Annotated in this window: 19 protein-coding genes, 3 tRNA genes and 1 pseudogene; 9 read left to right on the forward strand and 14 right to left on the reverse strand. The window is 74.3% G+C overall.

Annotated elements, in window-relative coordinates; translation table 11 throughout:
• Positions 1-42: 42 nt before the first annotated feature.
• Complete coding sequence (locus NLX85_RS29320) at positions 43-1,392, reverse strand: ABC transporter substrate-binding protein (protein ID WP_254340570.1); 1,350 nt, start codon at positions 1,390-1,392, stop codon at positions 43-45.
• A gap of 166 nt (positions 1,393-1,558) precedes the next feature.
• On the opposite strand from NLX85_RS29320, the gene NLX85_RS29325 reads away from it, so the two are divergent.
• A complete protein-coding gene (locus tag NLX85_RS29325) occupies positions 1,559-1,948 on the forward strand; it encodes a hypothetical protein (protein WP_212830829.1) in 390 nt (129 codons plus the stop codon).
• A gap of 30 nt (positions 1,949-1,978) precedes the next feature.
• The gene (locus tag NLX85_RS29330) at positions 1,979-2,686 is read left to right on the forward strand and encodes a DUF2786 domain-containing protein (protein WP_254340571.1); all 708 of its coding nucleotides are present in this window, start codon (positions 1,979-1,981) and stop codon (positions 2,684-2,686) included.
• A 10-nt stretch (positions 2,687-2,696) separates the two neighbouring features.
• Here the strand turns inward: NLX85_RS29330 and NLX85_RS29335 are convergent, their stop codons facing one another.
• The gene (locus NLX85_RS29335; RefSeq protein WP_167544562.1) at positions 2,697-3,212 is read right to left on the reverse strand and encodes an SRPBCC family protein; all 516 of its coding nucleotides are present in this window, start codon (positions 3,210-3,212) and stop codon (positions 2,697-2,699) included.
• Between the two features lie 207 nt (positions 3,213-3,419).
• On the opposite strand from NLX85_RS29335, the gene NLX85_RS29340 reads away from it, so the two are divergent.
• Positions 3,420-4,391 carry a hypothetical protein gene (locus NLX85_RS29340; RefSeq protein WP_254340572.1) on the forward strand — a complete coding sequence of 324 codons (972 nt, stop codon included), beginning with the start codon at positions 3,420-3,422 and terminating at the stop codon, positions 4,389-4,391.
• Positions 4,392-4,508: 117 nt separating this feature from the next.
• On the opposite strand, the gene NLX85_RS29345 is transcribed toward NLX85_RS29340, so the two are convergent.
• The gene (locus NLX85_RS29345) at positions 4,509-5,687 is read right to left on the reverse strand and encodes a low temperature requirement protein A (RefSeq protein ID WP_254340573.1); all 1,179 of its coding nucleotides are present in this window, start codon (positions 5,685-5,687) and stop codon (positions 4,509-4,511) included.
• Positions 5,688-5,913: 226 nt separating this feature from the next.
• Here NLX85_RS29345 and NLX85_RS29350 point away from each other — a divergent pair, with 226 nt between their 5' ends.
• Positions 5,914-6,327: a VOC family protein gene (locus tag NLX85_RS29350; RefSeq protein ID WP_254340578.1), complete on the forward strand. Its 414-nt coding sequence runs from the start codon at positions 5,914-5,916 to the stop codon at positions 6,325-6,327.
• A 180-nt stretch (positions 6,328-6,507) separates the two neighbouring features.
• Here NLX85_RS29350 and NLX85_RS29355 read toward each other — a convergent pair.
• The 8 genes from NLX85_RS29355 to NLX85_RS29390 all read right to left on the reverse strand — a co-directional run bounded on the left by NLX85_RS29355 (position 6,508) and on the right by NLX85_RS29390 (position 12,130).
• Positions 6,508-6,581: transfer RNA gene (locus NLX85_RS29355), tRNA-Phe, on the reverse strand.
• 76 nt (positions 6,582-6,657) lie between these two features.
• A tRNA-Asp gene (locus NLX85_RS29360) sits at positions 6,658-6,731 on the reverse strand.
• Between the two features lie 33 nt (positions 6,732-6,764).
• Positions 6,765-6,837, reverse strand: a tRNA-Glu gene (locus NLX85_RS29365).
• A gap of 155 nt (positions 6,838-6,992) precedes the next feature.
• Positions 6,993-7,787, reverse strand: coding sequence for a polysaccharide deacetylase family protein (locus NLX85_RS29370; RefSeq protein WP_254340580.1), 795 nt, complete (start codon positions 7,785-7,787; stop codon positions 6,993-6,995).
• A 76-nt stretch (positions 7,788-7,863) separates the two neighbouring features.
• Complete coding sequence (locus NLX85_RS29375; protein ID WP_254340585.1) at positions 7,864-8,811, reverse strand: MerR family transcriptional regulator; 948 nt, start codon at positions 8,809-8,811, stop codon at positions 7,864-7,866.
• Complete coding sequence (idi, locus tag NLX85_RS29380; protein ID WP_254340586.1) at positions 8,801-9,406, reverse strand: isopentenyl-diphosphate Delta-isomerase; 606 nt, start codon at positions 9,404-9,406, stop codon at positions 8,801-8,803. The genes NLX85_RS29375 and idi overlap by 11 nt, the downstream gene beginning before the upstream one ends.
• 55 nt (positions 9,407-9,461) lie before the next feature.
• A complete protein-coding gene (gene crtI / locus NLX85_RS29385) occupies positions 9,462-10,943 on the reverse strand; it encodes a phytoene desaturase family protein (RefSeq protein ID WP_254340587.1) in 1,482 nt (493 codons plus the stop codon).
• 29 nt (positions 10,944-10,972) lie between these two features.
• Positions 10,973-12,130, reverse strand: a complete 1,158-nt coding sequence (locus NLX85_RS29390; protein WP_254340588.1) for a polyprenyl synthetase family protein — start codon at positions 12,128-12,130, stop codon at positions 10,973-10,975.
• Positions 12,131-12,194: 64 nt separating this feature from the next.
• On the opposite strand from NLX85_RS29390, the gene NLX85_RS29395 reads away from it, so the two are divergent.
• Both NLX85_RS29395 and NLX85_RS29400 read left to right on the forward strand, forming a co-directional pair.
• Positions 12,195-13,121 carry a phytoene/squalene synthase family protein gene (locus NLX85_RS29395; protein WP_254340590.1) on the forward strand — a complete coding sequence of 309 codons (927 nt, stop codon included), beginning with the start codon at positions 12,195-12,197 and terminating at the stop codon, positions 13,119-13,121.
• Positions 13,118-14,440 (forward strand): deoxyribodipyrimidine photo-lyase, encoded by a 1,323-nt coding sequence (locus tag NLX85_RS29400; RefSeq protein ID WP_254340592.1) that lies wholly within the window; start codon positions 13,118-13,120, stop codon positions 14,438-14,440. Before NLX85_RS29395 ends, NLX85_RS29400 begins: the two co-directional genes overlap by 4 nt.
• Before the next feature lie 4 nt (positions 14,441-14,444).
• Here NLX85_RS29400 and NLX85_RS29405 read toward each other — a convergent pair whose 3' ends face one another.
• Positions 14,445-15,194 (reverse strand): hypothetical protein, encoded by a 750-nt coding sequence (locus NLX85_RS29405; protein WP_254340595.1) that lies wholly within the window; start codon positions 15,192-15,194, stop codon positions 14,445-14,447.
• 72 nt (positions 15,195-15,266) lie between these two features.
• Positions 15,267-16,367 (reverse strand): serine hydrolase, encoded by a 1,101-nt coding sequence (locus tag NLX85_RS29410; RefSeq protein WP_254340597.1) that lies wholly within the window; start codon positions 16,365-16,367, stop codon positions 15,267-15,269.
• A gap of 92 nt (positions 16,368-16,459) precedes the next feature.
• Here NLX85_RS29410 and NLX85_RS29415 point away from each other — a divergent pair, with 92 nt between their 5' ends.
• Genes NLX85_RS29415 through NLX85_RS29425 form a run of 3 tightly spaced genes read left to right on the forward strand, consistent with a single transcriptional unit; the run spans position 16,460 to position 19,392 of the window.
• The gene (locus NLX85_RS29415) at positions 16,460-17,944 is read left to right on the forward strand and encodes an NAD(P)/FAD-dependent oxidoreductase (protein WP_254340599.1); all 1,485 of its coding nucleotides are present in this window, start codon (positions 16,460-16,462) and stop codon (positions 17,942-17,944) included.
• A 42-nt stretch (positions 17,945-17,986) separates the two neighbouring features.
• Positions 17,987-18,505, forward strand: a complete 519-nt coding sequence (locus tag NLX85_RS29420; RefSeq protein WP_254340601.1) for a SigE family RNA polymerase sigma factor — start codon at positions 17,987-17,989, stop codon at positions 18,503-18,505.
• Between the two features lie 5 nt (positions 18,506-18,510).
• The gene (locus NLX85_RS29425; protein WP_254340603.1) at positions 18,511-19,392 is read left to right on the forward strand and encodes a hypothetical protein; all 882 of its coding nucleotides are present in this window, start codon (positions 18,511-18,513) and stop codon (positions 19,390-19,392) included.
• 52 nt (positions 19,393-19,444) lie between these two features.
• Here NLX85_RS29425 and NLX85_RS29430 read toward each other — a convergent pair.
• Positions 19,445-20,197, reverse strand: a pseudogene (locus NLX85_RS29430) (crotonase/enoyl-CoA hydratase family protein); the annotation flags it as partial.
• Between the last annotated feature and the right edge of the window lie 27 nt (positions 20,198-20,224).

The following is a 20,224-nucleotide window of genomic DNA, read 5'->3' on the forward strand; positions in this document are numbered from 1 at the left end:
CGAGGGCCGCACCGGTTCGCCGGTGCGGCCCTCGTCGTCGTCTCAGTTCCGGATCTGCACCCCGGCGTCGGCCAGGTCGGTGATCACCTTCGCCGACTCGCCGAAGCCGATCAGCAGCACGGCGTCCGCCCCGTAGTCCTTGATCTCCTTGGCCCCGGCGGTGAAGTCCACCGGGGGCGGCGACGCGCCCTCCGGGGGCACGTACGAGAGCAGCTTGACCTTGTCGGCGCCCATGCCGGCCCGCTCCAGCTCGGCGCGGACGTTCTCCTGGAGGCCCTCGCCGTAGGAGTCCTTGCGGGCGACGATCGCGATCTTGTGCGGTCCGTCGCGCATTATCACGTCGGCCAGCGCCCGACCCTGGAGGCTGTCCGGCGGCGCGGTGCGGAAGTAGAGGCCCTTGTCGTCCACGGTGCTCAGCCCGGCGTCGGTGTTCGACGGGGAGAAGAGGATCCGGCCGGCTGCCACCACGTCGGGCAGCACGGCCCGGGAGATGCCGGACGCGCCCGCACCGATGATGACCTGCACGCCCTGCTGGACGTGCGAGGCCACCGTCGCCTTGGCCACCTTCGGGTCGGTGCCGTCGTCGCCCTCGATCCAGGTCACCGGGTCGCCGAGCGCGCCGCCCGCCGCGTTGATCTCGCGGATCGCAAGCACCGCGCCGGCCGCCATCGGCGGGTACGCGATCGCCAGGTCGCCGGTCTTCGGCAGCAGGCCGCCGAGCACCAGCGGGGAGCCGTCCTCCTTGTAGGACTTGGCCGGCCGCGACTTCCGGCCCCGCGGCGGCGTCTTCGTGCTGGCCGACGAATCGTTCCCGGCACCGACGAACTCGGTCTTGCCGTCGTCGATCTGCCGGTCGTCGAAGTGCAGGGTGGCGTAGCTGGCGGTGGCCGGCTCGCCGACGTCGGTGAACCCGGCACGGTTCAGCGACACCCCTCGGTACTCGATGTCCTCGCCGGCGCGGGCCAGCTGGAGGCAGGTCGCCACCTCGTCGCAGCGCTGGCCGACGTTGGTCACCCCGACGATCTGCTTGGCGATCTCGCCCGGGTCGGTCGTGCCGGCGAGCTGGGCGGCCAACGCGCTTATCACGATCGCGTCGTAGGTCTCCGCCGCATAGAGGTAGTCCTGGAGCTTCGGGTCTACGGTGCGTAGCCGATCCTTGAAGCTCTCGGGCAGCGGCGTGAGCGGGGTGGTGCCCTTCATGCCGTTGATGAGGTCCGCGCGGTCCTTCAGCCCGTCAGCGTACGAGTTGAGCATGTTGCCGTCGGTGCCGTAGAGGCGCACCTGGATGTTGGCCGCCTCTTCGGGCTTGTCGCTCCCGCAGGCGCTGGTGGCGAGCAGGAGCGCCGCGCAGGCCGTGGACAGGGCCGCACGCGACGCGCGAGATCTGAGCATTGTCGTCCTTCCTCCGGCGAGGGTCCGCTGCGCACACTAGCGTGCCGGCGCGGCGCGCGGGACCGTGGAGGTCGGTCCGTCGGCACCCCGACTGCTGGTATCACTCTCCGTGATGAAGGCGCTGTTCCGGGGTCACCGCTTGACCCCCGGAACTACTGTTCGGCAGGTGAGCGACGAGGCACAGCAGACGCTGGACGATGCGACCGCCGTGCTCCGCTCGGCGCTGGCCGGTGACGGTGCCGGCGTGGTGGACACCTTCGACGCCGTGGTGGACCGCTCCGGGCTCGCCGGGGCGTACGGGGTGGCCTGGTGCCTGGCCGCCACGATGGTCGGCGACGACGCACCCGGCGGCGGCGCCGCGCTCGACTTTCCCGGCATCGACCAGGCCGACTACGACACCCGCTGGGTGGCCCGCTTCGTCAGCGCGTACGCCAACGACGACGCCGACACCGGCGAGGCGCTGTTCGGGGCCGCGGCGGCCGACGGGCTGCTGCCCGACTGCCTGCTCACCCTCGCCGGCTCGACGGTCGCCACGCTGCGCAGCCGGGCGGGTTGACCCGTCCCCGCTCTGTGATAGCTCTGATGCATGTCCGAGGCGATGCTGAGCAAGGTCCGCAAGCTGCTCGCCCAGGCCGAGGACCCGGCCTGCACGCCCGCCGAGTCGGCCGCCTTCATGGCCAAGGCCACCGAGCTGATCGCCCGCTACGGCGTCGACCGGGCGCTGCTCGCCGCCCGCGAGCCGGCCACCGATCCGGTCGGTGACCGGGTCGTCGAGGTGGTCGCCCCGTACGCCCGGGACAAGGCCGGCCTGCTCGCGGCGGTCGCCGAACCGCTGCGCTGCCGCTGCGTACGCCGCCGGCAGGGCAGCGGCTTCGACCTGCACCTGTTCGGCTTCGCCAGCGACCTGGAACGGGTCGAGCTGCTCTTCACCTCGCTGCTGGTCCAGGCCGCGCACGGGCTGGCCGGCGCCGCCGTACCCGCCGGGGAGCATCCGGCCGCGTTCCGGCGAACCTGGCTGGCCGGTTTCGCGCACGTGGTCGCCGATCGGCTGCGGACGGCCGAGGCCGGCGCGGTGGCCGAATCCGGGGCGCCCTCGGTGGCGCTGGTGCTCGCCGACCGCTCCGACCGGGTCCAGCGCCGGCTCGCCGAGGTGTACCCCCGGTTGCGCACCGCCCCGCGCCGCCGGCTCGCGGGCAGCGGCTTCGGTCCGGGCGCGGCCGCGGGCCGCCGCGCCGACCTCGGCGGCACCGGGGTGACCGGCGCCGGAGCCCCGACGAGGGGCATCGGCGGCTGACCCGCCGCGGTCAGTCGGTGGCGCGGGCGACCGTCGCCAGGTAGCGGCAGAGCAGTTCGTGCCAACCGGCGGTGAGCGCCTTGCGGTAGCCCTCGGCGGCCTCGCCGTGCCGGTCGAAGTAGCGGTGCTCGACGTCCACCCGGGTCAGCTCCGGCCCCTCGGGCTGGAAGAGGACCTCGACCTCGCTGGCCCGCGCCGGGTCCGGCACCGGCACCCGGTCCGGCCCGATCTGCCAGGTGAAGACGAGCCGCCGGGGCGGATCCCAGGTCAACACCCGGCCCCAGTCACCCCGGAAGCCGTACGGGCCGATCTCGTAGAGCATGCCGCCGGCTCGTGGTTCCATGCCCAGTTCGGCCAGCGCCTCCGGCCCGGACCAGGTGTATTCGCGCACCCACCAGTCGGCCAGCGACCCGGTGAACACGGCGTACGCCCGCTCGGCGGAGGCGGGGGCGAAGAGTGTGCTGCGGAGGGAGAAGCGGTCGAATTCCTGGCGGACCTCATCCGGATCGGCCATCCCCTGTCCCATAGGCCCGGACCATACCGGCTCATGCCTCGCTGTGCAGCTTTCCTGTTCGCCCGCTTCCGGACAGCGGGAGAACGTTTTCTGGACAGCGTCCGGGCCGTGCGTCGCCCGCCACGGCCCGCTTGACGGACCGCCAGGGATGGCGGGCCCGAAACCGGGTAACCGCGCCTGATCCGGCCCAGGCGACGGGGCCAGCGGGGAGCGGGGAGCATGAGCGAGAGCGGAGCGACCGAGCGGGAGCCGGAGCCGACGAGCGGGCGGCCCGCCCACCGGGGCGGCGGCGAGTCGGAGCCGGACGTCCTGCTCGACATCCCGGAGGTGACGGTCGACCAGATCCGGTTGTCCGTCGAGGGGCTCGACGCCGACCTGTCGCTGCGCGCCCGCCTGGCCAACCTGCTGCAGCTCGACGCCGGGGTCCGGGTGCACCTGGAGGGCGTGGAGCTGGACGTCACGGGCGTCAGCGCCGAGGCGCTGCTCAAGGTGCGGCTGGAGAAGCTGGTGCAGATCCTGGACCGGGCACTGAGCACCATCGACCGGAACCCGCACCTCATCGACGCGCTGGCCCGGTCGGTCGGCGGCAGCATCGACGACGTGAACCGGGCGGCGCAGCAGCTCGCCAGCGCGCCGATCGTGGACGAGAGCGGGCAGCGGATCGGGACGGTGGGCCCGGTGGCCGACCGGGCCCTGCGGGAGGGCGTCGGCCGACCCGCACCGCCCTCCCCGGCGCCGCCGGCCGGGGCACGTTCCCCGGAGCCGCCCACCGGCGCCCAGGGGCCGTCGAAGAGCCCCGAAGGGCGCCCGCCGTCCACCGGGAAGGGCGCCGGCCAGGCGCCCACCGGCCTCGGCGCCGGACAGCCCTCGGAGCCGGAGAAGCCGGCCGGTCCCGGGAAGACCCCGGAGGCGGAGAAGCCCGGCGGGCCTGGGCAGCAGCCCCCGCAACCGGAGAAGCCCGCCGGTCCGGGGAAGACGTCGGAGTCGGAGAAGCCGGCCGGATCGGGGAAGGCTCCGGAGCCGGGGAAGCCGGCCGCTGACGGGAAGCCGGAGGAAGCGGAGAAGGCGCCGTCCGGCCAACCGGGGCCGGCGCAGCTCGCCGGGCAGGCCGGGGAGACGCTGTTGCAGGCCGGTCGTAGCGTCTGGGAGGCGATCCAGAGCGGCATGGGCCAGCACCGCCCGAAGCGGTAGCCCTGGCGATCAGCTCACGTGGCGGCCCGGTCCCGCGAACCCTTGCGGACAGCCCGGCCCGAGCCCGTATCCCTGACCCGGCCCCAGCTGCCGGCCCGGCCTCGCGTGCCCAGCGGGTCAGTGCGCCGGCGAGGGAGGCTCCTGGGGATGGCCGGCGGCGTGCCGGGCGTCGGCTAGGGCCACGCCGAGCAGTACGAGGGCGGCCACGACCCCCGCGGCCAGCGGCGGGGCGAGGTACAGGGGAACGGCGGCGACCGCCAGTGCGGCGATGGCGACGACCCGGCGGAGCGAGAGCCGGTCGAACACGACGCGTTCCAGACGGATGCGCCCGTAGAGGAACAGCACCGGACCACCGAGGCTCGCGACGAGCCACGCCGGCTCCGGTGCGCCGGCCGGATGCTTCAGCACGACCTCGAAACCGACGGCGGTGGCCACGATGCCCAACACCATGACGATGTGGGCGGTGCCGATGGCGAGGCCGGCGGCGTCCCGGTCTCCCGCCGCGGCGACGGTCTCGGCGAGGACCTGGCCGGAGCGGTAGAAGTAGATCCGCCACATCAGCACCGTCGACAGGAACGCCACCACCAGCCCGGCGGCGCTCGCCGCGGTGACCTTCTGGTTGGTCAGCGTGGTGCCGACGGCGAGCACGGTTTCCCCGAGGGCGATCATCAGGAACTGCTGGTAGCGCTCGGGCAGGTGGTGGCGGCTGTCCGTGGCCCAGGCACTGACCGGCGAACGGGCCATCCCCGGTACGGCCCACCGGAGCTGCGCACCCAGGTAGTCGATGACCACGGCGGTCGCCCAGAGGGCGGCCCGGGCGCCGCCACTGACGGCCGCGCCGGCGAACCAGAACACCGCCGAGACCGCGGACCACAGCAGCGACCGGAGGTAGAGCTGCCGCAGGGGGTGTCCGCGCAGCGCGGGCATCAGGATGAGCGGCCGGCCGCACAGCAGGATCACGTACGGCAGCACGAACGCCCAGCCGCGGCCCACGAACGCGTACGGCAGGGACGTCGACATGATCAGCAGCCCGAAGGCGCTGGCCAGGACGATCCACTGGATCTTGCGGCGGCGGGGGTCGAACCAGCTGGTGATGTGCGCGGTCGTGATCCACAGCCAGATCAGCGGCAGTGACAGCACCGGCAGGAAGGCCATCGACCGCCACCGGACGACCAGGTCCTCGTTGACGATGTCCCGCGCGACCCGGGTGACCACGCCGGCCAGGGCGAACACCAGCACCAGGTCGACGAACAGTTCCAGGAAGTTGGCCTGCCGCACGTCCTCGCGACGCTGCAACAGGTCCTGACCTCGTTCACCGCCTTCCGGACGTCCCATACCGCTCATACTCGCCCGCCCGCCTCCGGCGGACCCGGGGTTGAGCGTGGTGCACACGGAGGGGCGGTAGGCCTGCCACCTGGGCGGCGACCGGCGACCAACCGGTCAGGAATCAAGAAGCGCCGGGCACGGGGCCGTTCGTAGCGTGATCCGCGTGCACGATTCCTCAAGCGCAAGGAGACAAGGCATGAAGGCGAACGTCAGCTCGATCCTTCTCGGCGTCCGGGACCTGGCCCGGTCCAAGCAGTTCTACACGGAGGGGCTCGGCTGGAAGATCAAGGACGACTACGGCATCTCGGTGTTCTTCGAATCCGACGGAGGCTCCCTCGTCGGCTTCTTCGGCCGCGAGGGCCTGGCCGGCCAGGTGGGCGCCAACCCGGAAGGCAGCGGCTTCAGCGGGTTGGTCCTCACCTACGTCGTCCGTAGTGAGGCGCGGGTCGACGAGATCCTCGCGGAGGCCGAGAAGGCCGGCGCCACGATCCTCAAGCCCGCCGGCGCCCTGCCGTGGGGCGGGTACGGCGGCTCCTTCGCGGACCCGGACGGCTACATCTGGAGTCTCGGCTACAGCGACCAGGGCACGGACCAGCCCTACGCCGAGTAGCACCCGGGAACGGGCGGCAGCAGGTGGTTCGCATCGGGATCTTGGAGACTTTCCGTCAGCTACGAACGGAAAGTCTCCAAGATCCGCACGCCAGCGCCGTGCCGCATGTGGGAGCGCAAAGCAGAACGCCGACCGGCGTTTCCGCTGGTCGGCGCTCCTGTAGCCCGGCGAAAGGCTATGTGGCCAGGGGCGGGGTCGAACCGCCGACCTTCCGATTTTCAGTCGGACGCTCGTACCAACTGAGCTACCTGGCCGTGCTGCTCGGCTCATGCTACCGCACGGGCCGATACGCAGAACGCCGCGCGTGTAAGGGCGCGGCGTCAGCGCTTGCGGTCCTGACGGGACTTGAACCCGCGACCTCCGCCTTGACAGGGCGGCGAGCACTCCAACTGCTCCACAGGACCTGGCTGGTGTTGCATCCGGCCTGAGCCGGACCGTGCCCCCAACGGGATTCGAACCCGTGCTACCGCCTTGAAAGGGCGGCGTCCTGGGCCGCTAGACGATGAGGGCGGCCCCGCCATCATTGCACACTCGCAACTTCAAGCGGACTTGCTCCCATCCGGCCCCGCCGGAGGCATGAGAAGCATATGCCATGCCTCCGGGGTCGGCCAAACCGGTATGGCCACCCGCACACCGCCGGGCGAAACCCCAGGTCAGAGGCGGTGTCATCGGAGCCGGGAGATCCCGTACCGCCGCTTGAGGTCGGGAATCAGGCGCCGGCAGGCGGCCATCGTCTGGGTCCGGTCGCCGCCCGCGTCGTGCATCAGCACGATCGAGCCGTGGTGGGTCGCCGCCGTCACCCGCTTGATGATCGTCTTCGCCGGCGGGCGGTCCCAGTCCTGCGGGTCGACGCTCCAGTGGAGGGGGCGCATGCCGAGCTGGCGGGCCACGGTCAGCTCCTCGGCCGTCCACCGGCCGCCGGGCTGGCGGAACCAGGTGATCGGCGCGTGCGGCGCGGCCGCCCGGATGGCCTGGTTGGTGCGGACCAGGTCGGCCCGGATCTCGGCGAGCGGTCGCCGGCCGAGGTTGATGTCGTGCCGCCAGCTGTGGTTGCAGAGCTGGTGACCCTCGCGGGCGATCCGGGCGACCAGTTGCGGGTAGCGCCGGGCCTGCTTGCCGACCAGGCAGAAGGTCGCCGTGACGTGGGCCGCCCGCAGCTGGTCGAGGATCTGCGGGGTGAACCGGGGGTCCGGCCCGTCGTCGAAGGTCAGCGCCACACCCCGGTCGCCGCTGGTGCGGTGCAGCCCGGCGGGCAGGGTCTTCGGCAGCGGGCGCAGCTTCGGCTTCGGCGGGGTGGTGCGGCTCGGGCTGGGCCGCGGGGCCGGCGTCTTCGGCGGCGTCGGGACGGCCGAGGCGGTCGGCGGGGCGCCGGCCTGGGTCGGGGTCTTGCCGGGCTCGCCGCAGCCGGCCAGGAGGAGCACCAGGCCGAGGGCGAACGCCAGCGCGGCGCGTGGACGCATCGTCGCTCCCGAGAGGGGGTCGGGTGGGGCGGACTTTCCGACCGTAGTGGACGTCGCGCCGAATGGGGAGGGCCCCTCAGCCTGTCGTCGACTGGCCCAGGGAGTCCCGCACCGCCACGGCCAGCGACAGCGCCTCGGCGAGGTCCACCGGCCGGACCACCCCGGCCGGCAGGGTGTCGGACCGCCAGCCCGGCCCGGCGGCGAGCACCAGCAGCGGGCGGCGCGGGGCGGCGAGCACCGCGGTGAGCTGGTCCGGGTCGGCCGTGGCCCGGGTGTGCGACCAGAGCACCACGGCCGCCGGGCCGGTCCGGCTGACGGCCTCGAGCAGGGCGGCCACCGGCACCCGGGCGCCCAGCATCCGGTAGCCCACCCCGGCCTCGGCCAGGGCGGCGGCCAGCGCCTCCAGGGGCAGCGTGTGCTGCTCCTCGTCGGCGCAGGAGAGCAGGATCCGGGCGGGCCCGGCGGTGCGGTGCGCCCGGGCCACGGTGGCGAACGCCTCGGAGACGCACCGGGAGACCAGGTGCTCCACCTCGACGAGGCCGCCGGTGGCGGCGTGCCGTTCGCCGATGCCGGCGAGCACCGGCCGGAGCAGCCCGTCCCACGTGCGCACCACGCCGTCGGTGGCAAGGGCGTGCGCGACGGTCTCGCCGATCGCCACCGAGTCCAGCCGCATGGCGGCGCGGGCCATGCCGCGGGCAACCGGTCCGGCCCGGCCGACCGGGATCGTCGTCCCGCCGCCGTCCCGGACCGCCGTGGCCCGCGGCCTCGGCCCGAGCTGCTCGGCGGGCAGGACGGCCGGCGCCTGCCGGGCCCAGCGGGCGGCCTCGGCGGGAGCGACCCCCTCCGCGGTGAGCCGCCGCATGATCTCCAGGCGCGCGAGGTCGGCCGGCGTGTAGCGCCGGTGGTGCCCCGGCACGTGCTCGCCGGGACCGAGGCCGTAGCGCTGGTGCCAGGTGCGGAGCGTGGTGACCGCGACCCCCAGCCGGCGCGCGACGGCCCCCGCGCTCAGCGCCTCATCCGCCACCCGACCGCTCCGGTACCTCGTCGGCCGGCGCGCCCGCCCGGGCCGCGTCGACGGCGGGACGGGCCGGCCGCAGCAGCCGGTTCACCACCCCGCCGAGCCAGGGCGCGTACGCGCGGGGGTCGGCGTCCAGTTCCTGCTCCAGCTCGCGCGGGTCGACCCAGCGCAGGGTGGCCACCTCGTCCGGGTCGGGCCGGACGGGCAGGTCGGCCGGCACGTCGGCGCGCAGCACGTGGTCGTACTCGAATTCGACCCGACCGGTGGCCGGGTCCTCGGCGTAGTAGACGTAGACCCCGACCTCGGTGAGGTCGACCGGCTCGACGCCGAGTTCCTCGGCGAGCCGGCGGTTGGCGGCCTCGGCCAGCGACTGGCCGGGCAGCGGGTGGCCGCAGCAGGAGTTGGCCCAGCGCAACGGGAACCGGGTCTTGGCGGCGGCCCGCTGCTGGAGCAGGATCCGACCCCGCGGGTCGACCAGCAGCACCGAGAACGCCCGGTGCAGCCGTCCGGGTGGCTGGTGGGCGGTGGCCACCGTGGTCTCGCCGAGCACGTGCCCGCCGTCGTCGACCAGCTCGACCAGGTGCTTCTCCCGGGCCGTCACAGTGCCGGCCTTTCGTTCGCGACCGCGGGGCTCCGCTCCGCTGCACTCCTCGCGCTCACCGGTCGCCGCCGGTGACGCGCGAGGCGGCGAGCTTGCCGCTGATCAGGACCATCGGCACGCCCACCCCGGGTTGGGTGCCGGAGCCGACGAAGACCACGTTGCCGAGCGTCCGGTGCAGGTTCGCGGGGCGGAACGGGCCGGTCTGGAAGAGGCTGTGCGCGGCGGCGAACGGGGTGCCGGCGGCCATGCCCTGCGCCGCCCAGTCGGCCGGCGTCACCGCGCGCAGCACCTCGATGCCGTCGCCGAAACCGACGTAGCCGCGCTCCTCCAGGGTCGCCACGAGCTGGTCGGCGTAGCGGCGGGTCAGGTCACCCGGCCAGTCGAACGGCGCCCGGTGGAGGTTGGGCACCGGGGCGAGCACGTAGTAGGTGTGCCGGCCGGCCGGCGCCACCGACGGGTCGGTCCGGCTCGGGTTCGTCACCAGCAGCGACGGGTCGGTCATCAGCTCGCCGCGGCGGATCACCTCGTCGAACGTGCCCTTCCAGGACCGCCCGAAGTGGATGTTGTGATGGGCGATCCGGCTGTAGCCCTGCGTCGAACCGACGTGCAGCACCACGCAGGAGGGCGAGTAGGTGAGCTTGCGCTGCCGGCTCGTCGGCAGCAGGTCCCGGTAGGCGACCGGCAGGTCGGGGTTGAGCACCACGACGTCCGCCGGGACGAACTCGCCGTCGGCGGTGACCACTCCGGTGGCCCGGCCGTGCGCGGTCTCCACCCGGGTCACCGTGGTGCCGTACCGGATCTGCACGCCGTGCTTCTCCGCGGCGCCGGCCATCCCGCGGGAGACCGCGTGGATGCCGCCGCGCGGGAAGCACACCCCGGCCACCGAGTCGAGGTACGCGATGACCGCGTAGATGGCCAGCGCGTCGTGCGGTGCGAGGCCGGCGTACATGGCCTGGAAGGAGAAGATCCGCTGGGTACGCGGGTCCCGGAAGAACTGGTTGATCTTCGTCTGGAGTCGCCGGAAGGCGCCGTTGGCGAGCAGCCGGAGCAGGTTGCCGGTGAGCAGGTCGGTCGGCGCGTCAAGGTTGCGCTCGATGAAGTCGGCCCGTTCCCAGCGCCACAGGTCCCGCGCGTAGTCGACGAAGCGCAGGTAGCCGTCCGCCTCGCGGGGCCCGCAGACCCGGGCGATCTCGGCGGCCATCCGGGTGGTGTCGGTGATGACGTCGAGCGTCGACCCGTCCGGGTAGTACGCCCGGTAGGCCGGGTCGAGCGGCGTCAGGTCGAGCCAGTCGTTCAGCTCCTCGCCCACCGCGCCGAGCGCCTCGGCGATCAGGTCGGGCATGGTGAGCACGGTCGGCCCGGTGTCGAACTCGTATCCGTCGACGCCGAGCCGGCCGGCGCGCCCGCCCGGCACCGGCTCGCGTTCCAGCACGGTCACCTGCCGGCCGCTCCCGGCCAGGTGCAGCGCGCAGGCCAGCCCGCCCAACCCGGCGCCGACGACCACCACCCGGTCGGTACGCCCGCTCACGGTGCGCATCCCAGCCCCCTTGTTCGCGAAGTTGCCCATCATGCCCGCCGCGTGGTGGCGGCGGTGGCGAGGCCCGTCAGCGCGGTCCGCGCGGTGCCGTCGATCGGGGCGGTGTCGAGCGCGGACTGCGCCTCCGCCACCCGGTCGGCGATCATCCGCTCGACCCGGGCCACCGCCCCGGTTTCCCGGACCACGTCCGCCAGGCGTGCCACCTCCCGCGCCTCGGTGACCGCGCCGGCCCGCTCCAGGGCATGGCGCTGGACCGGGTCGGCCAACTGGCGGGCCAGCGTCAGCAGCACGGTGGGCTTGCCGGTCCGCAGGTCGTCACCGGCCGGCTTGCCGGTGGTCGCCGGATCGCCGTAGACCCCCAGCAGGTCGTCCCGCAGCTGGAACGCCTCGCCGACGGCCAGCCCGTAGCGGGTGTACGCGGCGATCAGCGGGGTGTCCGCCTCGGCCCCGGCCAGGGCGGCGCCGAAGAGCAGCGGTCGCTGGACGGTGTAGCCGGCCGTCTTGTAGCGGGCCACCCGCAGCGCCCGGTCCACCGACCAGTGCGCCGCGTCGTGCTCGCCGAGCACGTCGAGGAACTGCCCGGCGACGGTCTCCACCCGCATCTGGTCGTAGCAGCGGCGCACGTCGAGCATCCGGGCCGGCGGCACGGTGGCGTGCGCCATGAGCCGGTCGGCCCAGACCAGGCAGAGGTCGCCGATGAGCACGGCGACCGCCTCGCCGTACCGTTCGGGGTCGCCGGTGTGCCCGGCCGCGCGGTGCCGGTCGGCGGCGGCCCGGTGCGCGGTCGGCCGGCCGCGCCGGGTGTCGGAGGCGTCCATCACGTCGTCGTGCACCAGCGCGAAGGTGTGCAGCAGTTCCAGCGCGGCGAGCGCCGGCAGCACCGAGGGCAGCGGCGCGTCGCCGCCGGCCAGGCCGCGCCAGCCCCAGTACGCGAAGGTCGGCCGGACCCGCTTGCCGCCGGCCAGCACGCAGTCGCGGGCGGTCGCGGCGAACCCGCCCATCGCCGCGTCGATCTCGGCGAGCGAGTCGACCTCGGTGGCCAGGAACGCCGCGAGAGTCTCGTCGACACCGTTCACCAGGTCGTTCGTGAACGCGGCCAGCACGCCGCGGACCGGATCGTCCGACGTGCCGGGCTGAGCCGGCGTCACCACCCGGAGCGAACTATCCGCAACTGCGTCGTTGGCCATGCGGGCGAGCGTACCCTAGAGTTACGAGTTGCGTCGATTGCTGCGTCGAATTCGAGGAGGGCCGGTGGACACCGATCTCACCGCTGCCTATGAGCGTTGCCGCGAGCTGCACCGGCGTCACGGCCGTACCTACTATCTCGCCACGCGGCTGCTTCCCGCCTGGAAACGGCGGCACGTGCACGCCCTGTACGGCTTCACCCGCTACGCCGACGAGATCGTCGACCGCACCGAGGACCTCCCGCCGGCCGAGCGCGCCGCCCGGCTGGAGGGGTGGTCCGCCCGCTTCGTCGCCGGCCTGCACGGTGCGTCGGTCGACGATGCGCTGCTCCCCGCCGTGCTGCACACCATCGCCGTCTTCGACCTGGACCGCGGCGACTTCGCGTCGTTTCTGCGCAGCATGACGATGGACCTGACGGTGACGTCCTACCCGACGTACGACGACCTTCTCGACTACATGGAGGGCTCGGCCGCGGTCATCGGCACCATGATGCTGCCGATCCTGGGCAGCTCCGATCCGGCCGCCGCCCGGGAGCCGGCCCGCCAGCTCGGCTTCGCCTTCCAGCTCACCAACTTCATCCGGGACGTGGCCGAGGACCTGGACCGGGGGCGGACCTACCTGCCGGACGAGGACCTGGCCAGGTTCGACGTCACCCGCGAGGACCTGCTCGCCGCCCGGGCCGCCGGCCGCACCACCCCACGGCTGCGCGAGCTGATCGAGTACGAGGTGAGCCGGGCCCAGGCACACTACGAAGCCGCCGCGCCCGGCATCCCGCTGCTCGCCCCCGCCTCGCAGGCCTGCATGCGCACCGCGTACGCGCTCTACGGCGGGATCCTCGACGAGGTGGCCGCCCAGGACTTCGACGTGTTCACCCGTCGGGCCCTCGTACCCCGGCGGCGGCGGATGGCGGTGGCCGCGCGGGCGCTGCTCACCCCGGCCGGCGCGCCGGTGCGGGTCCCCGGCCCCGCCCTCCGGCCGGCCCTGGTCGCGTGAGCGACCGCACGGCGGTCGTGCTCCTCACCCGCGACCTGCGCGTGCACGACCACCCGGCGCTGGCGTCGGCGTGTTCGGCGTTCGACCGGGTGGTGCCGCTGCACGTGCTCGACCCGGCGCTGCAACGGCTCTCGCCGAACCGCACCCGCTTCCTGCACCAGAGCCTGGCCGAGCTGCGCGAGGCGCTCCGGCAGCGCGGCGGCGACCTGGTGGTCCGGCGCGGCGACCCGGTGGCCGAGACGGTCAAGCTGGCCCGCGCGGTCGGCGCCGAGGGGATCGGCCTGTCCGCCGACGTGAGCCGCCACGCCCGGCGTCGCGAGCGCCGGCTGCGCGAGGAGTGCGACCGGCACCGGATGTCCCTGCGGCTCTTTCCCGGCCTCACGATCGTCGAGCCGGCCGACCTCCGCCCGGCGGGCGGCGACCACTACAAGGTGTTCAGCCCCTACTTCCGGGCCTGGCAGGGGGCGAAGGTACGCGAGGAGTTGGCCGCACCGAGGCGGGTGCGGCTGCCCGACGGCGTCGATCCCGGCCGGCTGCCCGACCCGCCCCGGGGCGACTCGCCGGACGCCGCGGCCGGCGGGGAGAGCGTGGCCCGGCGCCTCCTCACCGGGTGGCTGCCCACCCTGGGCCGGTACGACGACATCCACGACGACATGGCCGGCGACGAGACCTCCCGGCTCAGCCCCTACCTGCGCTTCGGCTGCCTCTCGCCGCTGGCCGTGGCGAACCGGGCCGGCGACCGGAGCGGGCCGTTCGTCCGGCAGCTGTGCTGGCGGGACTTCTACCACCAGGTCACCGCCGCCTTCCCCGACCTCTCCTCCCGGGCCTACCGGCGCGGGGCGCGGGAGGACTGGCGGTACGACGAGCACGCGCTGGACGCCTGGACCGAGGGGCGGACCGGGATGCCGATCGTCGACGCCGGGATGCGGCAGCTGCGCGCCGAGGGCTGGATGCACAACCGCGCCCGCCTGATCACCGCCGGCTACCTGACCAAGCACCTCCGGCTGGACTGGCGGTCCGGGGTGGCGGTCTTCTTCCGCTGGCTGCTCGACGGCGACGTGGCCGACAACTCGGGCAACTGGCAGTGGGTGGCCGGCACCGGGAACGACGCCCGGCCGCACCGCGGCTTCAACCCGGTCCGCCAGGCCGAACGCTACGACCCCGACGGCGCGTACGTCCGCCGCTACGTGCCGGAGCTGGCCTCGGTCGGGGGGAAGGCGGTGCACCAGCCGTGGCGGCTGCCCGAGCGGACGCGCGCGGCGCTGGACTACCCGCCCCCGCTGGAGGTGCCGAGCGCCGAGCCGGTCTGGCTGCGCTGACCGCTCACTCCCGCCAGACGGTCACCTTGACCAGGGCGCCGCCGTCGCCCGCCTGGTTCACCACCTGCAACCAGCCCGGGTGCCCCTCCGAGGTGGTGAAGCAGTACTGCTGGCCGCCGCCGACGTAGTGGTGCGGGGCGCTCGTCCGGCGGGCCTCGCGGTAGGTGGCGCAGCGGCCCGCGGCGCCCTCCTCCGGGCCGGCGTAGGTGTCGTCGTACATGGCGCTGTGCCGGGCGCTGGAGTAGAGGATGTAGCCCCAGTCCAGGTAGAGGTCGACCGTCGCGTCCTGGGCGTACCGCCTCACGGGCCGGCCGCCGTCCACGTCCACCCCGGTCTTCTTGTCGAGCCGCACCACGTCGCTGAAGAACACGGCCGCGGCGCCGCCGGCGGCGGGGCTGCCGTCCGGGGCACCGGTCGAGGCCGCCGGGGTGGTGGTGGCGGTCGTCGGGCCGGCGGGGGTCGTCGTGGTGGCGGCGGCCGGCGCGGGGTCGCTCCGGTCCTGGTCCAGCGCCCAACCGGCGACGCCCAGGACCAGCAGCGCCACCGCGGCCAGCCCGGCCGTCCGCCAGCGGCGTCGCCACAGCTGGTACGCCATCAGCGCCGCCAGCGCCACCAGGCCCAGCACGATCCACAGCGGGTCGGAGCGGACCGCCTGCACGAGGGCGACCAGCCCGGTCACCGCCGAGAACAGGTTGGCCGCCACCCCGGAGTGCTCCTTGAGCCGGTTCGCCGGCGCGGGCGCTTCGTTCTCCACGAGCACCGGAGCGTAGCGGTGGCTGACGCAGCGTGACAGGGCTGCCACGCTTGTTGAGCAGTCCGCTTCCCGTCAGAGGCAGGAGTGCAACGCCTCGACCAGCTCCTCCACCCGGTCGTGGTCGGCCAGCCGGGCGGTCGCGTACGCGAAGGTGTAGCCGCGCTCCGGGTCGGCCCAGGCGCTGCTGCCGCCGATCCCGCCCATGCCCCAGCTCCCGTCCGGCTCCCACTGCATGCCCAACGTCCAGGACGCCCGCCGGTCCAGCACCAGGTCCGGTCCGTCGTACTGCACCCGGGTCGCCTCGGCGACCAGCTCGCGGCTGAACCGGCGTACCCCGTCGAGCGTGCCGCCGGCGAGCAGGCCCGCGTAGAGGCGGGCCAGGCCGGACGCGGTGGCGTGGAGGTTCACCGCCGGGAACTCCGCCGCCCGCCAGAGCGGGCTGTTCACCACCGCCGCGTCCAGCCCGCCGGCCGGGTTTCCCAACGCCCGGGCGCGCAGCGACCCCGGCTCGCCCAGCATCCGGACCGGCCAGTCGGGATCGGCGTACGACAGGTCGGCGCAGCGCCGCTGGTCCGCCGCGCTCAGCCCGAAGGCCAGGTCGAGGCCCCACGGCCCGGCGATCTCCTCGGCCAGGAACCGCCCGACCGGCCGCCCGTCCACCCGGCGGACCAGCTCGCCGACCAGGTGCCCGTACGTCCAGGCGTGCTCGCCCGCGACGCTGCCCGGCGTCCACTCGGGTTCGGCGGCGGCCAGGTCGGCGCAGAGCAACCCCCAGTCGGGGATCGCCGCGGCGGCCCGGGGCACGGGGAACGCGGGCAGCCCGGCCGTGTGGTCGAGCACCTGCCGCACGGTGGCCGGGGCGCGGAACTCCGGCCAGTACGCCGACACCGGCGCGTCGAGGTCGACCCGGCCCCGGTCGACCAGCAGCAGGAGGCAGAGCGCGACCACCGGCTTGCCCACCGAGTAGACGTCGACAAGTGTGTCCGGCCGCCACGGCGCCTCCGCCCCGAGTGCCGGGACGGCCGCGCCGGACGGGACGGCGGCGCGGCTGCCGCCCACGAGGTCGACGACGGGCGTGCCGTCGTACCAGACGGCCAGCGCGGCCCCGGTCTCCCGGCCCGTGGCGAAGAGGTCGTGGAAGCAGTCCCGGACCGGGGCGAAGCGTTCCTGCATGCGGCCACCGTAGGCGGTGGGGATGATCACCGGCGCGGGAATTCCGGGCCGACGCGGTGGCCGGCGGCCCGGCGGTGCGGAATGCTGGCGGGATGGCGGAGCCGGAACTGGTGGACGTGGTCGTGGTCGGGCTCGGGGTCGGCGGCGAGGAGGTGGCCGGGCGGCTCGCCGAGGCCGGCCTCACCGTGGTCGGGATCGAGCGGGACCTGGTCGGCGGCGAGTGCCCCTACTGGGGCTGCATCCCGAGCAAGATGATGATCCGGGCGGCGAACGCGCTGGCCGAGGCGCACCGGGTCAACGAGCTGGCCGGCAGCGCCGAGGTGCGGCCCGACTGGGCGCCGGTCGCCCGGCGGATCCGCGAGGAGGCCACCGACACCTGGGACGACAAGGTCGCCGTGGACCGGTTCACCGGCAAGGGCGGCCGGTTCGTCCGGGGCAGCGGCCGGCTCGACGGCCCGAACCGGGTGCGCGTCGGCGACCAGACGTTCGAGGCCCGCTACGGGATCGTCCTCGGCACCGGCACCCGCCCCTCGATCCCGCCGATCGACGGGCTGGCCGACACCCCGTACTGGACCAACCACCAGGCCATCGAGGTCGAGGAGCTGCCGGAGTCGCTGCTGGTGCTGGGGGGCGGCGCCATCGGGCTGGAACTGGCCCAGGTCTTCGCCCGGTTCGGCGTCCGGGTGACCGTCGTCGAGGCGGCCGACCGGGTGCTCGCCCTGGAGGAGCCGGAGGCGTCGGAGGTCGCCGCCGCGGCGCTGCGGGCCGACGGGGTCGAGATCCGCACCGGGGTCCGGGCCGGGCGGGTCAGGCACGACGGCACCGCCTTCACCGTCCACGCGGACGGCGCCGCGTTCAGCGGCGAGAAGCTGCTCGTGGTGACCGGCCGCAAGGCGCACCTGGAGGAGTTGGGCCTGGACTCGGTCGGCATCGACTGCACGCAGCGCTACCTGCCGGTCAACGAGCGGATGCACGCCGCCGAGGGCATCTGGGCGGTCGGCGACCTCACCGGCGAGGGCGCGTTCACCCACATCGCCATGTACCAGGCGGGCATCGTCGTCGCCGACGTGCTCGACCACATGCGGCGGACGAAGGGCGGGCCGGACGCCAGCGGCACCGCGAGCGTGGTCGGCGGCGCGGCCGGCGTGGTCAGCGCGGTTGGCGGGGCGATGAGCGCGGGCGGGTCGACCGTCGCCCCGGGCAGCGTCCCGGCCGCCGACTACCGGGCGTTGCCCCGGGTCACCTTCACCGACCCGGAGGTGGGCGCCGTCGGCCTCACCGAGCAGCAGGCGCGCGAGCGGGGCGTCAACGTCCAGACCGGGTACACCGACCTGACCGCGTCGACCCGCGGCTGGATCCACAAGGCCGGCAACGCCGGCTTCATCAAACTGGTCGCCGACGCCGACCAGGGCGTGCTGATCGGCGCCACCTCGGTCGGCCCGGCCGGCGGCGAGGTGCTCTCCGCGCTGGTCGTTGCGGTGCACGCGGCCGTCCCGGTCAGCCAGCTTCGGCACATGATCTACGCGTACCCGACCTTCCACCGCGCCATCGAGGACGCCCTGCGCAACCTGAAGTGACGGCCCGGACAACCTTTCCCGGGGTGGCCGCGTGGTAGGGGCGTGACCGACCAGAAAACGCGACTGTCGACGGCGGACGCCTCGTACGTGGCCTTCGTGGAGGAGGCCTGGCGGCGCCACATCCGGCTGGCCATGCTGCTGGCCGGGGACCGGTGGCGGGCCGAGGAACTCCTCCAGGACAGCCTGGTCCGGATGTACGAGCGGTGGCGCCGGTTGTCCCGGAGCGACGACCTGCACGCCTACCTCCGGCGAGCGCTGGTGAACAACCACACCTCGTTCTGGCGGCGGCGCCGGCGGGAGAGCCTCGTCGCCGAGGTCCCCGACCGGGCCGCGCCGTCCACCGAGCCGGACCACGACGCCGTCGCGCTGCGTCGGGCGCTGCGCGCGCTGCCACCGAGGCAGCGCGCGGTGGTGGTGCTGCGCCACTACGAGGACCTGCCCGAGCGGGAGGTGGCCCGGGTGCTGGGCTGCACCGTCGGCACGGTCAAGAGCCAGCACTCGAAGGCTCTCGGCAAGCTCCGCCACCTCCTCCAGCAACCCTCCTACACGGGGACCAGGTGACAGCGATGACAGATCTCGACGAGCGACTCACGGACCGGCTGCACGCCCTGGTGGACGGCGAGCCGGACTCGGCCGCCCCGGCCGCGACGCTTCTGGAGCGGGGTCGCCGGGCGCGCCGGCGCCGGACCGCGACCGTCGCCGGCGGCACCCTCGCCGTGCTCGCACTGAGCGCGGTCGGCGCGACTACCCTGGTCCACCGGCCCGCGCCGGACCGCCCCGCCGTCGTCGCCGAGGCATCTCCGCCGGCGGCCGCGTCGCCGCAGTTGGAACTGGCCGCCGCCGTCACCGCGAGCGAGAACACCAGTTACCGGGTCACGGTGCGGAGGACCAGCCGGGTCGATCCGAACTGGGTGGAGACCACGACGGGTGCCTTCGACCCGGGAAGCGCCGACGGCTGGCTGCGCACGGTGTACCCGGACGGCCTGAGCTTCACCGAGGAACGGCTGGTCGACGGGGTGTACTACGTCGGCGGCGCCGACGGCCACCGAAGGCTGCCCTGGAAGCGGTACCCGGGTGAGCGGAAGTTCCTCCCCTTCGACGTGGCGATGGGGGGCGCCCTCGGTGCCTCGTCGGACCAGGACGGGTTGTTCCAGGTGTTGAAGGGGAACGACGCCACGGTCACCCGGACCGGGCAGCGGGCCTATCACTTCAGCGTCGAGCCCACCGGTGGGTCCACCGGCTTCGACGCCGACGCCCCGCTCGTCAGCGAGAAGATCGTGGGTGACGTGACGCTCGGCGCCGACAGTCGGATCGCCGAACTCGCCTACGAAGTCACCCTCGTCTGGCGGAAGAACGGCAAGGTGGGACCTCCGACCAGCACCCAGGTGACCATGGCGTTCTCCGGCTACGGCCTGCCGGTCACGGTCGAGCGGCCGACCCGCCCCTAGGTGGTCGGAGAGGCTTCTCCGCCGCGTCGGACCCGGCGTCGTCCTCCGGGACGGCGCCGTGCCGGCCGGCGCCGGCGGTGAACCGGTTCGCGCCGTGCATCCCGTCGGTGACCAGGGACTCCATCCCGAAGGCGAGTTCGGTCGCCATCGCCTCCGGCTCGGGCAGGCCACCGCCCGCCAGCACCGCCGCCCGGTCGTTGCGCAGGCAGGTCTGCGGGTGCCGGGCGATCTCGGCGGCCAGCCGCTCGGCCTCCGCCCGGGCCCTGCCCGGCGCGACCAGCCGGTTCACCAGACCCATGGCGTACGCCTCGTCGGCGGGGACCGGGCGGCCGGTGAGGATCAGATCCATGGCCCGGCTCTCGCCGACGAGCCGGGGCAGCCGCACCGTCCCGCCGTCGATCAGCGGCACCCCCCAGCGCCGGCAGAACACCCCGAGGATCGCGTCCGACTCGGCGACCCGCAGGTCGCACCAGAGCGCCAGTTCCAGGCCGCCGGCCACCGCGTAACCGGAGATCGCGGCGAGCACCGGCTTGGACAGGCGCATCCGGGTCGGGCCCATCGGGCCGTCACCCTCGGGCTCGACCCGGTTGCCGCGCGGCGTGCCGATGGCCTTGAGGTCGGCGCCGGCGCAGAAGGTGCCGCCCGCGCCCCAGAGCACGGCGACGGCCGCGTCCGGGTCGGCCTCGAAGGCGCGGAAGGCGTCGGCCAGGGCGCGGGCGGTCGGCCCGTCGACGGCGTTGCGGGCCTCCGGCCGGTCCAGGATCACCGTGGTCACCGGCCCGGCGTGCTCGACGCGTACCCCCATCCGGTCAGCATGCCCTCGACGGCGCCC

The organism is Micromonospora sp. A3M-1-15, assembly GCF_024213425.1.
Classification (GTDB): Bacteria; Actinomycetota; Actinomycetes; order Mycobacteriales; family Micromonosporaceae; genus Micromonospora; species Micromonospora chersina.

Bases quoted from the DNA above. Each gene is read 5' to 3' on its own strand.
- NLX85_RS29320 (WP_254340570.1), bottom strand. From the start codon at position 1,392: ATGCTCAGATCTCGCGCGTCGCGTGCGGCCCTGTCCACGGCCTGCGCG.
- NLX85_RS29330 (WP_254340571.1), top strand. From the start codon at position 1,979: ATGTCCGAGGCGATGCTGAGCAAGGTCCGCAAGCTGCTCGCCCAGGCC.
- NLX85_RS29335 (WP_167544562.1), bottom strand. From the start codon at position 3,212: ATGGGACAGGGGATGGCCGATCCGGATGAGGTCCGCCAGGAATTCGAC.
- NLX85_RS29340 (WP_254340572.1), top strand. From the start codon at position 3,420: ATGAGCGAGAGCGGAGCGACCGAGCGGGAGCCGGAGCCGACGAGCGGG.
- NLX85_RS29350 (WP_254340578.1), top strand. From the start codon at position 5,914: ATGAAGGCGAACGTCAGCTCGATCCTTCTCGGCGTCCGGGACCTGGCC.
- NLX85_RS29370 (WP_254340580.1), bottom strand. From the start codon at position 7,787: ATGCGTCCACGCGCCGCGCTGGCGTTCGCCCTCGGCCTGGTGCTCCTC.
- crtI (WP_254340587.1), bottom strand. From the start codon at position 10,943: ATGCGCACCGTGAGCGGGCGTACCGACCGGGTGGTGGTCGTCGGCGCC.
- NLX85_RS29390 (WP_254340588.1), bottom strand. From the start codon at position 12,130: ATGGCCAACGACGCAGTTGCGGATAGTTCGCTCCGGGTGGTGACGCCG.
- NLX85_RS29410 (WP_254340597.1), bottom strand. From the start codon at position 16,367: ATGCAGGAACGCTTCGCCCCGGTCCGGGACTGCTTCCACGACCTCTTC.
- NLX85_RS29415 (WP_254340599.1), top strand. From the start codon at position 16,460: ATGGCGGAGCCGGAACTGGTGGACGTGGTCGTGGTCGGGCTCGGGGTC.
- NLX85_RS29425 (WP_254340603.1), top strand. From the start codon at position 18,511: ATGACAGATCTCGACGAGCGACTCACGGACCGGCTGCACGCCCTGGTG.